Annotated in this window: 13 protein-coding genes; 6 read left to right on the top strand and 7 right to left on the bottom strand. The window is 53.0% G+C overall.

Annotated elements, in window-relative coordinates:
* Positions 1–97 precede the first annotated feature (97 nt).
* Together ACIDEJ_RS07790 and ACIDEJ_RS07785 are read right to left on the bottom strand one after the other, a co-directional pair.
* Positions 98–1804, bottom strand: a complete 1707-nt coding sequence (locus tag ACIDEJ_RS07790) for a formate--tetrahydrofolate ligase (protein WP_411987521.1) — start codon at positions 1802–1804, stop codon at positions 98–100.
* A 134-nt stretch (positions 1805–1938) separates the two neighbouring features.
* The gene (locus tag ACIDEJ_RS07785; RefSeq protein ID WP_411987520.1) at positions 1939–2775 is read right to left on the bottom strand and encodes a MaoC/PaaZ C-terminal domain-containing protein; all 837 of its coding nucleotides are present in this window, start codon (positions 2773–2775) and stop codon (positions 1939–1941) included.
* 183 nt (positions 2776–2958) lie between these two features.
* On the opposite strand from ACIDEJ_RS07785, the gene ACIDEJ_RS07780 reads away from it, so the two are divergent.
* A complete protein-coding gene (locus ACIDEJ_RS07780; protein WP_411987519.1) occupies positions 2959–3726 on the top strand; it encodes a methyltransferase domain-containing protein in 768 nt (255 codons plus the stop codon).
* A gap of 73 nt (positions 3727–3799) precedes the next feature.
* On the opposite strand, the gene ACIDEJ_RS07775 is transcribed toward ACIDEJ_RS07780, so the two are convergent.
* On the bottom strand, positions 3800–4669 hold the full coding sequence (locus tag ACIDEJ_RS07775) for a TraB/GumN family protein (RefSeq protein ID WP_411987518.1): 870 nt from the start codon (positions 4667–4669) through the stop codon (positions 3800–3802).
* A 43-nt stretch (positions 4670–4712) separates the two neighbouring features.
* Between ACIDEJ_RS07775 and ACIDEJ_RS07770 the strand changes: the two genes are divergently transcribed.
* Both ACIDEJ_RS07770 and ACIDEJ_RS07765 read left to right on the top strand, forming a co-directional pair.
* Positions 4713–5027, top strand: a complete 315-nt coding sequence (locus ACIDEJ_RS07770; protein ID WP_411987517.1) for a prephenate dehydrogenase — start codon at positions 4713–4715, stop codon at positions 5025–5027.
* Positions 5028–5128: 101 nt separating this feature from the next.
* Positions 5129–6868 carry a GGDEF domain-containing protein gene (locus ACIDEJ_RS07765; RefSeq protein WP_411987516.1) on the top strand — a complete coding sequence of 580 codons (1740 nt, stop codon included), beginning with the start codon at positions 5129–5131 and terminating at the stop codon, positions 6866–6868.
* 1 nt (position 6869) lies between these two features.
* On the opposite strand, the gene ACIDEJ_RS07760 is transcribed toward ACIDEJ_RS07765, so the two are convergent.
* Positions 6870–7418, bottom strand: coding sequence for a DUF3016 domain-containing protein (locus ACIDEJ_RS07760; RefSeq protein ID WP_411987515.1), 549 nt, complete (start codon positions 7416–7418; stop codon positions 6870–6872).
* A 171-nt stretch (positions 7419–7589) separates the two neighbouring features.
* Between ACIDEJ_RS07760 and ACIDEJ_RS07755 the strand changes: the two genes are divergently transcribed.
* The 3 genes from ACIDEJ_RS07755 (at position 7590) to ACIDEJ_RS07745 (ending at position 9296) form a co-directional block, all read left to right on the top strand.
* Positions 7590–7895: a hypothetical protein gene (locus ACIDEJ_RS07755; RefSeq protein ID WP_411987514.1), complete on the top strand. Its 306-nt coding sequence runs from the start codon at positions 7590–7592 to the stop codon at positions 7893–7895.
* Positions 7896–8031: 136 nt separating this feature from the next.
* Positions 8032–8304 (top strand): HU family DNA-binding protein, encoded by a 273-nt coding sequence (locus ACIDEJ_RS07750; protein WP_411987513.1) that lies wholly within the window; start codon positions 8032–8034, stop codon positions 8302–8304.
* 299 nt (positions 8305–8603) lie between these two features.
* Complete coding sequence (locus ACIDEJ_RS07745; RefSeq protein ID WP_411987512.1) at positions 8604–9296, top strand: TorF family putative porin; 693 nt, start codon at positions 8604–8606, stop codon at positions 9294–9296.
* Positions 9297–9449: 153 nt separating this feature from the next.
* On the opposite strand, the gene ACIDEJ_RS07740 is transcribed toward ACIDEJ_RS07745, so the two are convergent.
* From ACIDEJ_RS07740 to ACIDEJ_RS07730, 3 genes are read right to left on the bottom strand one after another with little or no spacing between them, the layout of a single operon-like run.
* The gene (locus tag ACIDEJ_RS07740) at positions 9450–11189 is read right to left on the bottom strand and encodes a putative bifunctional diguanylate cyclase/phosphodiesterase (protein ID WP_411987511.1); all 1740 of its coding nucleotides are present in this window, start codon (positions 11187–11189) and stop codon (positions 9450–9452) included.
* 6 nt (positions 11190–11195) lie between these two features.
* A complete protein-coding gene (locus ACIDEJ_RS07735) occupies positions 11196–11630 on the bottom strand; it encodes a response regulator (protein ID WP_411987510.1) in 435 nt (144 codons plus the stop codon).
* Positions 11627–13687 carry a CHASE domain-containing sensor histidine kinase gene (locus tag ACIDEJ_RS07730; protein ID WP_411987509.1) on the bottom strand — a complete coding sequence of 687 codons (2061 nt, stop codon included), beginning with the start codon at positions 13685–13687 and terminating at the stop codon, positions 11627–11629. The genes ACIDEJ_RS07735 and ACIDEJ_RS07730 overlap by 4 nt, the downstream gene beginning before the upstream one ends.
* Positions 13688–14113: the final 426 nt, after the last annotated feature.

Below are 14113 nucleotides of genomic sequence, written 5' to 3'. Positions count from 1 at the left end.
ATGGCCGGTAAAGCCTGCGGCCTTGAACACGGACAAGCCCAACCCCCGATGACAGGCACCCCCTGACTGACACGTCTCCAACAATGACAGCGCTGGCCTAAAGCCCGCAGACATTGCCGTCTGCATCAATATCAATATGCAGATAACCGGGTTTCAAGCCCAGCCCCGGCATGGTCATCACATTACCGGCCAAGGCGGTGACAAATCCTGCCCCGGCGTTTAATTTCAGTTCGTTAATGGGCACCACAAACTGTTTGGGCACACCTTTAAGTGCCGGGTCATGACTGATGGACATGGGTGTTTTGGCCATGCATACCGGCAGCGTGTCGGCGCCAAGCGCTTTTATCTCCTGCAACTGCTGCTGCGCAGTCTCTGACAGAGAAAAACCCGCAGCGCCATATCCCAACTCCACCAAAGAGGCCAGACTGGCCTCCAGCCCGGCTTGCGGATCATAAAGGGGCCGGAAGGCTGCTGGCTGAGCCAATGCCCGGGTTACCGCCTGAGCCAATGCCAACGCGCCTTCAGCACCTTTGGCAAAAGCGTCGCTCACCACGCAATCTGCGGCGCCCGCCTCAATGGCAGCCTGGCGCAACCAAGCCAGCTCCTGCTCGCAATCCTGGGGGAAGCGGTTAATGGCCACCACCACCGGCACCCCGTAACGGCGCACATTGGCCACATGCCACGCCAGATTGGCAAAGCCTTGCTGCAAGGCATCCATGTCGCTGGCATTGATATCCGCAGGCGGTGTGGCCGCATGGCTTTTCAATGCCTTAAGCGTTGCCACCAGTACCGCACAATCCGGCTGATGTCCCGAGGCGCGGGTTTTAATGTTGCAGAATTTTTCAAACCCCATGTCGGAGCCAAAGCCGCCTTCGGTCACCACGTAATCCGCCAGTTTTAATGCCACTTCATCGGCAATAATGGAGGAGTTGCCATGGGCAATATTGGCAAAGGGGCCGGCATGGATTAAACAAGGCGCACCGTTCAACGTTTGCATCAGGGTGGGTTCAATGGCCTGGCGCATCACCGCGGTCATGGCACCGGCAACCCCGAGTTTTTCCGCTGTCACCGCTTGTCCGTCTTTGTCAAAGGCCAACAAGAGCTGGCCTATGCGCCGGCGCATATCATGCACATCCCGGCTAAGGGCCAACACCGCCATGAGTTCTGAAGCGGCGGTGATCATGAAGGCATTGCCGTGTTCCGGGCCGTTGTTACGCCCCTGCCCCACGGTTATCTGCCGCAACGCCCGATCGTTGTGATCGGTCACCCGTGGCCATAACAAGCGCTCAGGGTCTATGTTCAGTGCCGGCAAGCCGCTTTGGCGCTCAAATTCCTGCGCCCCCAAACGCTGCTCATGGTGCAAACGGGCATCCAGTGCGGCGGAGGCCAGATTATGGGCACTGCTGACGGCGTGAATATCACCGGTAAGGTGCAAATTGAGCTCTTCCATGGGCACCACCTGGGCATAGCCGCCACCGGCTGCCCCACCCTTCACCCCGAATACCGGCCCCATACTGGGCTGGCGCAAGCACACACACACTTTTTTACCCAGCGCATGCAATGCCTGGGTCAGGCCAATACTGGTCACCGTTTTGCCTTCACCGTAAGGCGTGGGGTTGACGGCAGTCACCACGATGAATTTGCCACAGGGATTGTCTGCCAAGCGTGGTAGCACATTTAACTGCACTTTGGCTTTGTCATCGCCAAGGGTGTGGTATTCGTGGGAAGCCAATCCCAGGGATTGGGCTACATCAGCAATGGGACGGCGCAAAGTTTGACGGGAGATCTCAATATCTGACAGCATGTAAGGCTTCTGCTCGTTGGGCGGTTTTATGGTGAAGCGCGCATACTAGAACAATCATCGCGCAGGCAAAAGCCGCCAGCCGTTTCGAGGGGTAAATACTGAATCCGTCTCACCGAAATCTAGGTTCAGGAGGGTCATTCCAGAAACGTGATGTTACCGGTCAGGTGAGGACGACGCCCTTTTTGATCCCGCAGTTCAAAACAGATCCCTTGCGCCATGCTTTGTGCATTGAAGCTCACATTGGCTGGCATGAAGAGTGGCAGTTTGAATGTGACATCTATGGCAAAGGGGCGCTGTGCAATCTGGGGCATCAGTTCGGCAAGACAACGGGCCTTGGACCACATGCCGTGCACCAGAATGCGATCGAATCCAAACCGTTTGGAAAGCAAAGGGTGTAAATGGATAAGGTTGTAATCTCCGGAGGCGCGGGCGTAACGGCGACCCAAATCTTCCCCAAGCGACCAAAACACCGGCGCCTGCCAGTCCATCTCTGAGGCCTTGGGCGGTCGGGTTCGGCGACCGGGTTTGTCAATGCGGTACAGATAGGTGGACACCGCTTCCCACACCAGCTCATCGCCATTGTAGACTTTGGATACCAGCTCGAATTCCAGCCCGGAGTCGGTTTCCCGGCTGTCGGTAATGGCGCAATCGATATCCAGCCATTCATACAAGGCTACCGCCCGGTAACAGCGAATTTGGTTACGCAGGTGGATAAGCCCGATAAGCGGGAAGGTAATGGCTTCGTGGGTAAAGATGGTGGCATGTAGCCGAAATGCCGCCACATACAAATAGGTAGGCGGCAGCATGCGGCCGTCAAAGGCAAAACCACACACCTCGGCATATTCCGCCACCTTAAGCGGCGACAGCTGTATCTGCCGGGCACTCACCTGCAGCCGGGGCAGGGGTTGCTGATCCCAGCCGGGTTTGCGCCCAAAGAAAATTTTGCGATATAGAGAAAACAACGAGGGCATAGCCCGCAATTCTACACAGGGTTCCGTGACCAACGATGACGACTCCTATTCATTCAGGCGCACATTATAACCATACTTTGCCCTAACGCTTAATCGGATAATGCGGCAGCTGCCTGCAGATACTGTGCGAAGGTGGTCGAGTGTGAGACACTATGCGTTTTTCACACCCTAAGTGATCCCGCCGTGCAGGACAAGAATTTCGACAAGCTGGCGCAAAAATTTGCCCACAATATTTATGGCACCACCAAAGGCGACATCCGCATGGCGGTACTGTGGAGAGACTTGCAAGAGCAGTTGCCGCTATTGGGCAACAAGCCGTTACGGATACTGGATGCCGGTGGCGGCTTTGGTTATTTCAGCCTGAAACTTGCCAGGCTCGGCCACCAGGTGGTGTTATGCGACCTGTCCCAGGAGATGCTGAAACAGGCGCAGCAATTGATTGATGAAGAGCCACATGAGGTGGATGTCACCTTGCACCATTGTGCCATCCAGCAACTGGACGCCTCGGCGCTGGGCCAGTTTGATCTCATTTTGTGTCACGCCGTGGCCGAGTGGTTGGCCGATGCCCAGCAAACGCTGGCGCATTTACTGACCCTGTTACGCTCTGGCGGCCTGTTCTCCTTGATGTTTTACAACAAAGAGGCCATGCGTTTTCATGCCCTCACTGCCGGTAATTTTGATTATGTGCGCAACGGTTTGAAGTCAAAAAAGAAAAACCGTCTTAGCCCCGAGCACCCACTGGACATCGCCACGGTAAGACAATGGTTCACCCAATGGGAGTTGAGGTTGTGCTGCGCATCCGGCGTGCGGGTCATCCACGATTACATGAACAAACGCCTGCCGGACAACTATGATGAACGCCAGTTAATCGAGATGGAGCTGGAATATTCCCGCCGAGAGCCCTACTTGTCATTAGGGCGTTATGTGCACTTTATCGGCCACAAACCCTGAGTTTTCCGGCAACTTGCCCGTATTGCTGGCCTTTGCAAATGCCGCCGTGTAAGGGGTTCTCGTGAATACTGGGTCACTTTTCTAACCGGCATGTTTCCTGCCAGCAGTCGCGCACGTTTGCTCCTGCCTGCTGCAAATACCGCAGCAGGCTGTCTGTGCCCGCCAAATGAGCACTGCCCACGGCCACAAATAATGGCGAGTCGTGTTGTTGCAGCAGTTGTTGCAGGCGCTGCGCCATCTGGCGGTTGCGTTGCCATAACATCTTTTCCAGCAACACATCGCCGCCCTGGTGTTGTAACTGGCTGCTGGTCAGTTGGGCAATGGCCGCGGCATTGCCCTGTTGCCAGGCATCCACCAGGGCTTGCATCTCTTCATCAGGCGCCGCGATGCTCTCGCGGACCATGCGCCATTGGGTGGGCAAATCAACGCCTGCCAGCAATTGCAATTGACTCTCGACAGTTTCCAGAGTCAACAAGGGTTTTCCATAATGCAGCAAGTGCTGCTCCACGCCATAGTCGGCCGTCAATCCCATTTCGGCGAAACGCAACATGCTTATCTGTATGGCTTGCAACCAGGGAGACAAGCGGGCCAGTTGCTGGCAGTTGCCCATGGGCCGGCAAAAATCATCCACACGTTGCTGGGTGTCGCGGTCAGCAACCACCTTTTGCAATCCGTAACGCTGCATCAGCGTCGCCACGGCAGGTGCCTGAACATCCGCTTCCAATACCAAGGCACTGGATTGTGACAATGCCTTGGTAATCCTGGCGGGCAACGGATAAAAGTCGGCTTTGCCCACATGCAGTGTGCCCAACAGCCAGGCGCTTTTCCCTTGCCAGGTCACCTGATAGAACAAAGGGGTCACGGAGGGTGCAGCCAGCGCCAGGTTGCTCACAAACAGGGCAATTGCACACAGTAATCGCCAGCGATGCCTTGTTGATGCCATTAGGCTTCCTTATAATTTCATAAACTCTTTAAAAGGAATGGTTATGACATACGCTAAGGTCATAGCGCAACTGAAAACCAATCTGCAAACCGCCTACCGGCAAGCGGTTGATGCCGACAACAGCCTGGATCAGCTGCAACAGCAAGGCCACGCCAAATTTGCCAAAATCTTTACCGATGAGCAGGGTTTTACCACATCAAGCACCCGATTTTTGCCCTATGTTCAAGAGCTGGCAGACATTGTGGCCCGTCTGGAAGAAGAAACCTCTCCGTCACAGGAACAACTGGAACATCTGGTAAAACAGCTGGCCATTTTGTTGCAAACCTTGGCCCGCTTCAAAGTACAAAACAAGGCGTAATGGTTGCGGCTCACAAAACCCGCACCGGGCATAGAGTTGTCATATTGATGTCATTCTGGCTTCATATGCTGCGGCGACGGCCCGGATAATGCGGTAAGTAGATGAGCACCGATCAAAAAGCCCTGTTGCTGCAACAGCTTCTCCAAGACGCAAACATTGCCATACACTTTCAGCCGATTATTCACATTGAAACCAATCGCATGTATGGCTACGAAGCCTTAAGCCGTGGCCCGGAGCACAGCCTTTTATATTCGCCCATCGAATTATTCAGTACCGCCGAGCGACTGGGGCGGCTCTCAGAGCTGGAAACCCTCTGTCGCGCCCAGGCACTGCAACAGTTTCAAAAACAGCAGTTACCGGGGAAGTTGTTTATCAATATCAGCCCCATGGCGTTGCTGGACCCCCGCCATCCCAAGGGCCATACCCTGCGCCTGGCGCAGCAATTGGGGTTGTCCCCCTCCTCCATTGTGATTGAGCTGTCGGAGCAATATCCTGCAGAAGACATTGATCTGCTCAAAAGCTGTCTTGATTACTACCGTCACCAAGGCTTTCAAATTGCACTGGATGATTTGGGTGCCGGCTATTCCGGATTACGGTTATGGTCGGAGCTGGCGCCGGACTATGTGAAAATCGACCGGCACTTTATTGAGCGCATTCATGAGTTTCCGGTTAAACAGGAGTTTGTGCGCTCCATCGTGACATTATGCCAGAGCCTCACTTGCCAGGTGATTGCCGAGGGGATTGAAACCGAAGCCGAGCTGGCGGTGCTGCAAAGGTTCGGCATTCAGCTTTATCAGGGATTCTTGTTAGGAAAACCACAGCCCAATCCCCCATTAACGCCCCTTGCCCATTTTCCCAGTTACCGCGCACGACCCCAGCCACGCTATAACGAAACCGCCCATTGCCTGTGTCAAAAAGCCCTGTCCCTGCCACCGGACACCCGCTTGAAAACCCTCAGTCAATTGCCCATCTCCCGGCCGGACTTGCAAGCCGTGGTGGTGATTGAGGAAGACGAGGCACTGGGGCTGGTTTATCGTCAAAGCCTTTTGGAGCTGTTTTCCACCCCCTATGGCCGAGCGCTGCACGAAAATCATCCCCTGACGGAAATCATGGATAACAAGGTACTGATGGTGGAAGGCAATGAGCCGTTATCAGCCGTGAGCCAACAGCTTACCGCTGACTGCCATCAGCAAATTGCGCAGCAGTTCATCATTCTGCAACAAGGGAAATTTTGCGGATTGGGGCATACCCGTGACTTGCTACAACGGATTACCGAGCAGCGCATACAAACCGCCCGCCACGCCAACCCGCTCACCGGATTGCCCGGCAACGTGCCTATCCAGCAGGAGCTGCAGCGGCTGGTACAGCAACAGCAGCCCTTTTACCTGGCTTATCTGGACTTGAATAACTTCAAGCCTTACAACGATGTCTACGGCTTTTCCAAGGGAGATGAAGTGATCCGTTGCGTGGCCGATTTACTGCAACTTTACAGCAAACAGCACTTTATCGGCCATGTGGGCGGCGATGACTTTGTCATCATAGGGGAAGACGGCTCCATCAAGCGTCAATGCCAGCAAATACTGGCGGAATTCGACATCATCAAGCAGCACTTCTTTACACCGCAGCATTGGGCGGAACAATCCTTTTTAGCCCGCAACCGCCAACAGCAATTATGCCAGCAACCCCTGATGAGCCTGAGTGCGGGGGTGATCCCGCCCTATCTGACACAAGGCGGCAATGAAGCCAGGCTGTCGCACTTGTGCGCGCTGGCAAAAAAACAGGCAAAACTCAGCCATGGTGGATTTTGCCTGTTACAAATGCCGCTCCCCCAGCCCGGTTAAATCACATCCTTGGGGCAATGGTTTTGGCAAACCACTCTTTGAGCAGGGCGTGCTCATACTTGAAGCTGGAGTTATCGATTTTGCTGATCCGGTCCATGAAACTCATGTCTCGCAGCTTTTCCGACCCCACCATAATCACCTGCTCGCCATCCAGTAACCGGTAGGAAAAGTTAATTCTGGGAGGATAAATATCTTTCACAATGCGGATATCGGAGGCGGGGCCCTTGCCAAAAGTGGGCCGTAAGTCTCCGGCCAAATCCACATCCGTGACCACCAGCTCCAATGTTTCATTGCCCTTCAACACCTTGGCAGCGGCCTTATCGAGGGTTTTGGTCAGGCTGTCAAACAAGCGCTGCTCAAAACGCTGCTGCAACTCGGTGGCGCTACGGATATCGGTGTACTGATGCGGCTGTTGCCATTCGATTTTCACCTTCCCAGACACCGTGACGGGATTGGACATCTCTACCACCGCGCTGTTATCCGTTGCCAGCACACAACCGGCACTGAGTACGCTGAGCATCCCCGCAAACAGCAGATAGCCTATTCTCATTTCAACCTCCTTGGCGGTAACCGGAGCGTTCCTGTGACGGCAACGCACTGCCGATTACCGCATTAACTTGACATGTAATACCCAATAGTTGGATGCCGGCGATAACACCTAGTTCCGGTTTCGGGTTAACTTTATTATTACCAATCACTTCCCCGTCAGCAGGAGCTTTCTGTGAAATTGTCAATGCCGGTTATCTTCACCCTTTGTCTGTTCGGCGCCGCACTCGTTGCGGTGCTATGGATTAATGATAGTTCGCCGAAAAACGTGACCAGCAATTGGACGGCATTTATTTATCATCACGGTTTTGGCTCAGCCAACTATTTAAAGCAGGAAGACTTTAGCGATTATGCCTCCTGCCGCCAATACGCCATGGCCCAATCGCAACAGTACGACAATGCCCCCTGGGAATGCGGTAAGGGTTGCCGCTTTGATAGCCGCCGCCAAGGGTATATGTGTGATGAAATGCGCAATCATTAAATGTCCTGGCCAGCGCTTAAACGCCACCATGGTCTACCATGGTCAACGGGGGCAAAAATTCACTTTCATTACACTACCCCTTATGGCAACTTAACAAGGCAGTAACAATATCCACATCAAGACAGAGAGTATAACAATGAATAAAACGGAACTGATTGCCAGCATGGCAGAAAAATCTGAGTTGACCAAAGCTGAAACCGCCTTGGCGCTGAAAGCTTTTGAAGCCGCGGTTACCGAAGCCCTTCAGGCCGGGGATAAAGTCTCCATCGTGGGCTTTGGTTCATTTGAAACCGCCGCAAGGGCTGCCAGAACCGGCCGCAATCCATTGACCGGGGCAGAAATACAGATTGCCCAATCCATTGTCCCCAAATTCAAGGCGGGAAAACTCCTTAAAGACAGTGTTAACTGAATCCGTCCCCTCCCGCTTATTGCCGGTACAGCACCCCGTTTCAGCAACGGGGTGTTTTTATTTCCCCCAACCATAACCCGTAACGCACCATATTTGTGCAGATAGCCCCATCATAATGCATCATTTTGTTAATATATAAGCAACGTATTAGTTAAGTTTTTGTAAAATATCACTATTCAATTTTGGCACAGCTTTAGCTCATCTTTTTACCGAATTTCACTAGCACAATAAAAAAAGAGCCGACGTTCCGGTGTCAATGCCGGATCTCTGGCAACGGTAAGAAGGGAAAGGAGATAGGTATGAAACAGAAACTACTGTCACTGAGCGCGCTTGCTGGCCTGATGATGCTGGCTCCCATGAGTCAGGCAAGTGTCACTGGCAATATTGGTGCAACTTCCAACTATTTATGGCGCGGCGTGACACAAACCGCCAACGGTGCAGCAGTGCAAGGCGGCATTGATTACAGCCATGACTCCGGGTTTTATCTGGGCACCTGGGGCTCCAATGTGGATTTTGGGGACAACACCAGTTATGAAATCGATTTTTACGGCGGTTTTTCCAACGCCATCAATGACGATTTCAGTTACGACGTAGGTTATCTGTATTACGGCTATCCCGATGCCGACGGCTCGATTGATTTCAGTGAGTTATATGCCAGCCTGACCTGGAAATGGCTGGAGTTCGGCGTGGCCAAATTCGTCACCGCCGGTGATGACGTGGCAGGCCCTGGCCTGGATGATAAAGACTACACCTACTACCATGTTGCCGCCAGCTATCCATTGGCCGATAGCATCTCTCTGGGGGCTTACTATGCCTATTCCACCGGGGATGTGGTCAGCAGCTGGTACGGGGTGGATAACTACTCGGAATACAATGTGTCGGTTACCAAAGACACATCACTGGGCGCTGTGTCATTCAAGGTGGCAGACACCAACCTGCCGAATGATGACGTGAAGTTCCTGCTCGGTTACACCTACGAATTTGAGTTCTGATTGTCAGCACCACATTACAACAATAAATAACAATAAAATCGTCAGGATCTGACATGTGCCAAACCCGCTAATGTCATGATCCGTCACAGACAGGCACCCAACGGATGTCGCCACAGTTAGCCTGCCATGGCCTTGGCAGGCTTTATTTTTCCGCTAGCCTTTATCGCATGTGCAATGTTGAGGCAGTAACGGCGCTATGTAATCCCGAGTGAAGTCAGCTGCTGGCACCGGGCGGCCATACAAATACCCCTGCAGTAACTGGCAACCATGGTCACGGCAAAACTGCGCCTGCAGGTCTGTCTCAACCCCTTCGGCCACGGATAACACATCAAAGCCATGGGCAAAATTGATTAATGCCACCAGCAATCGGCGAGCTTTTTCATCCTCTTCAATACCGGCAGTGAAACTCTTGTCAATTTTCAGCACGCTGATGGGAAAATCCTTGATGTGTTCCAGTGAAGAAAAACCGGTGCCAAAATCATCCAATGACAAAGTGATGCCCAATGCCACCACCTCTTCCAGTACTTCAGCCAATTGCTCCGGTTGCTCAATCAGGGCATTTTCGGTAATTTCCAGCTCCAGCAGTTCAGGCGGCAACCCGCTCTCACGGGTGGCCGTTTGTACCTGGGACAGCAGTTTTTCCCGGAGATCCTGGGAGGGTGAAAGATTTACCGCAATGCTCAGGCGCTTGCCCGTGGGGGCCAACATCCTAAGCCACTGCTGCATCTGCCGGCAGGCACTTAGCAGCACCCACTCGCAAATGGCATCCATCATGCCCAAATCTTCCGCTACGGGTAAAAACACATCCGGTGTAATCACGCCTTCCCGTGGATGCTGCCAACGCAACAGGGCCTCTACCCCTTCCAGTTCGCCGCTATAGGCATCGAATTTGCCTTGATAGCACAAAAAGAACTGCTGTTGTGGTAATGCCTGGCGCAAGCCGGTGGCGATGTAATGACGCTGCTGCACCGCCAAATCCAGTGCTTCGGAATAAAACTGTAACTGGCTGCGGCCACACTGCTTGGCCCGGTACAGGGCAATATCGGCGCACTTCAGTAATCCTGAGCTGTCGGAAGCCAGCTCGCCGTAGCCAGCGATGCCGGCACAAGCCCCAATGAACAGTGGCAGTTCGTCAATCACAAACACCGGCTCCAGGGCACGTAGCAATGCCGTGGCCATCTCCTGGGCATGTTGCAGCGCATCAGGGCCCCGCAGCACCACACCAAACTCATCCCCGCCGATTCTGGCAAGTAAGCCGTTGGCGGGCACGATATTGCGCAGGCGCTCAGCTATCGCCACCAGCAGCCGATCCCCCAAATGGTGGCCATGGGTATCGTTAATCACTTTAAAATCATCAAGATCCAGCAGGATGAGTGCCAGTTCCAAGTGTTCGACCCTAGCGGTGTTTAAGGCCTGATCCAGGCTGATTTCAAAACCGTAGCGGTTCAGGAGTGCGGTCAGGGAGTCATGTTCGGCCAGTTCACGCAAGCGTTCATGGGTTTTTTGTAATGCCCGGCTCAGGCTCGCCCGTTGTCTGGCATGGCGGATGGCACGGGTAAGGCTGCGAGTATTCACTTCATCTTTGAGCAAAAAATCCTGTGCGCCCATCTGGATGCAGCGATCCGCCAAAGTCTCGTCCTCATAGCGGGAGATCATCACAATGGCCGTGCCATCTTCCAGTAATGCATTCAGCGACTTTAGCAGCTCAAGACCATCAGCGTCAGGCAAGCGGTAATCCAGCAAAATGCCATCAAACGCTTGTTTGCGGATATGCTCCATTGCCCGTTTGGCGCAGTTTGCCTCTATCACCGTAAAGCCAATATCCGACTTCGACAGCGCCCGGATAATGGCAGTTCTGTCGATTTCATCGTCGTCAATCAGCAATAAATCCATACCCGCTCACTCTCCGTCCGATGGCAAAACCACCACTTGCCAATAACTTCCCAGCATATTGAATATGCTGACAAATTCATCCTTAATGTGGTGTTTTACCATATAGCCTGCAACATGATGCCGATAGGCAGCAACCTTATCCTCATCAGCAGCGGAAGTCGTCAACACAAATACCACCGATGAAGTGAAGGTTTCTTCATGGCGCAACTGTTCCAGAAATTCTAGTCCATTCATCCGCGGCATGTTGAGATCCAACAAAATCACATAGGGATGGCAGACCCGTTTTTCCCGCAGCATCTGCAAAGCTTCCAGGCCATCCCGGGCGCGCACCAGCGGGTTCAGCAGCTTTAATTTGTTCATCGCCCGCGCAACAGCCATGTGATCAATATCATCATCGTCTACCAACAGTATGGTTACTTCCTTGTAAGACTGTGCTTTCATTCGGGGTTATCCTCTAAATTTTTAGGCCAGGTAAAGCAAAAACGGCAGCCTCTCCCTTCTGATTCAAGCCAGATGCGCCCGCCAAAATTTTCCACGCACTTTTTCACCAGCGATAGGCCAAGGCCGCTGCCTTCGACTTCATCCCGTGGACGCAATGTCTGGAAAATGGCAAACACCTTTTCATGAAACTGCGCGGGGATCCCCGGGCCGTCATCCTCCACGCAAAAACAGTATTGCGCTTTGAGTTCACAACAACTGACCGAAATCACGCCCTTATCCCGATCGTGATGCTTAAGGGCATTGCTGAACAAATTGCGAAATACCAGCTCCAAAGGCACTCTTGCCGTGACAAACTCCGGCAATGCCGACTGGATTTGCAATTGGTACTCAGGTTGCAAATTCACCAGCGCAAACACTTCCTGCACCAATTGGGCGCTGTCGGTTTTCACCAGTTGGGCATCAATGCGCCCGATGCGGGAATAGGTCAGCAGGCCTTCGAGCAACCGTTCCATACGTTGCACCCGGCTGCGGATCAAGCGCAAATACTGCTGCACCTTGGGGCTGGCATTCTCGGCCAAATCTTCATGCAGCCAGTCGGATAACTGCTCAATGCCCCGCAACGGGGATTTAAGATCATGGGAAGCGATATAGGCAAAGCTGTCCAGCTCACTGTTAATCCGTTCCAGCTCTGCGGTATGACGGGCTTTTTCCTGCTCAATCTGTTTGCGTGAAGAGATGTCATTGATGGTCACCAACACCGCCGGCCCGTTGCTGAACATGACTGGCGTCAGCCCCACTTCCAAGGCAATCAGTTGGCCATCACTGCACTGCCCGTATAAATCATCACGGCTGGACATGGTTCTGGCGGTAGGATGCTGGAAATATTTCGCCATGTGGCCACTGTGGCGCCTGCGTACCACTTCCGGTAACAGCATGTTAATTTCATGCCCCAACATCTCTTCCCGGGTATATTTGAACATCTGCTCCGTATGGGCATTCACCAGTGTCATCATGCCCTGGGCATTTACAATCACCATGGCGGTGGGCGAGGCTTCTATCACCAGCCTGAAACGTTCTTCATTGGCCAGCAATGCCTGGGATAACTGGGTTTCTTTGAACCTGGCCTTGGCATTGGTATAAAGAAAATAAAACAGCAGCAACCAGAACAATCCGCCAAATGCCAGCAGCAAAGCACGCTGTATGGACTCCGTGGTGGAAACAAAACTGGCATTACTGCGAGTGACCAGCAACCACTGGTGTCCGCCAATATCCAGCCTGACATTATGATGATAATAGCTGCTGGGCGGACGAGGGCGGCTGCGATACATTAACGTCTCGGGATTGCTGGCGGCATTGAGGCTCCCATCATAAATCTCCAGTTGCAAGCTGGAGAAATGATCGCCGGTAATGCCTTCCATCAGGTTATTCATTCGAAATGGCGCATACACCATGCCTTGTGGCCGGCGCTGGCCATTGGCCTGTTCAGCAAACAACGGCAGGTACATTAAAAAGCCGGCCTGCTGATCCTGCCCGGTTTCCTGCACCAAGGTGATTTTGCCCGAGATGGCAGCTTCACCGGTTGCCAAAGCCCGGTCAATGGCTTTGCGCCGCACCGGCTCCGAGTACATGTCATAGCCAAAAGCCCGCCGGTTGCGCCAATCGAAAGGCTCCAGGTAAATAATGGCCAAATAACGCTGCCGCCGCCCCTCGGGATGGACGCGATATTCAGGAAAGCCTTCGGCCTGAATCTGGGCTTCCTGCCCGGCTATCTGCTCCGCACTCAAAAACTGGCTGTAGCCCATGCCCTGAATGCCCGGATAAAACTCGTTGAGGCGGGCATTGCTTACATAGTCATGCCATTCCTCACGGGTAACCCCGTTTGAGGCCCGAAATAATCCCAGCCCGCCCCGCAGCACCTGTTCATAAGTGCGCATCCGGTCACTGATGGCATTTTTCAGTAAGCGGGTTTGAAATTCGAACCGTTCCAGCCCCCGTTGTTCAATGTAAAAATTAAACAGGTAGCCCCCCACCAACACAAAAACCAGGGCAAACGTCATCACCGTCCACAGCGATAACGGTATGGAAAACTCGGGGAACTCTTGGTTCGTTTTTAATGATGTAATACCGCTGGTTTCCTTTACCATCTTAGGCAATTCACCCCTAAAGGATTAACAGATGAAGTCTGGTAGTTAATTGAAAAAAATCAAGATATGTCATTTGCATCAACACTTGGCTTCTGGTTTTCACCATACGGCGGCATTACGGCGCAAACGATACGCAACATGAAATGGGTCTACATAAAGTACTCCTGAATATAGCAAGGTTATTCGGAGCCGCACGGAAAACAGCAGGCCGCGAGGCACATTGCCCACTACAAGAAAGCAACAAGCGCGATAAGGAAAAAGATTAGGAAGGGGAAAAATGTTGGCTTGGCAACATCTGGGTGCCTTTAAAAAAGGACCCGGTTTTAGGGAAAGCCGGTA

This window comes from Shewanella mytili, assembly GCF_046765975.1.
GTDB classification, from domain to species: Bacteria; Pseudomonadota; Gammaproteobacteria; order Enterobacterales; family Shewanellaceae; genus Shewanella; species Shewanella mytili.
The sequence above is the reverse complement of the archived record's forward strand: the minus strand, read 5'-3'. Positions and strand labels throughout refer to the sequence as shown.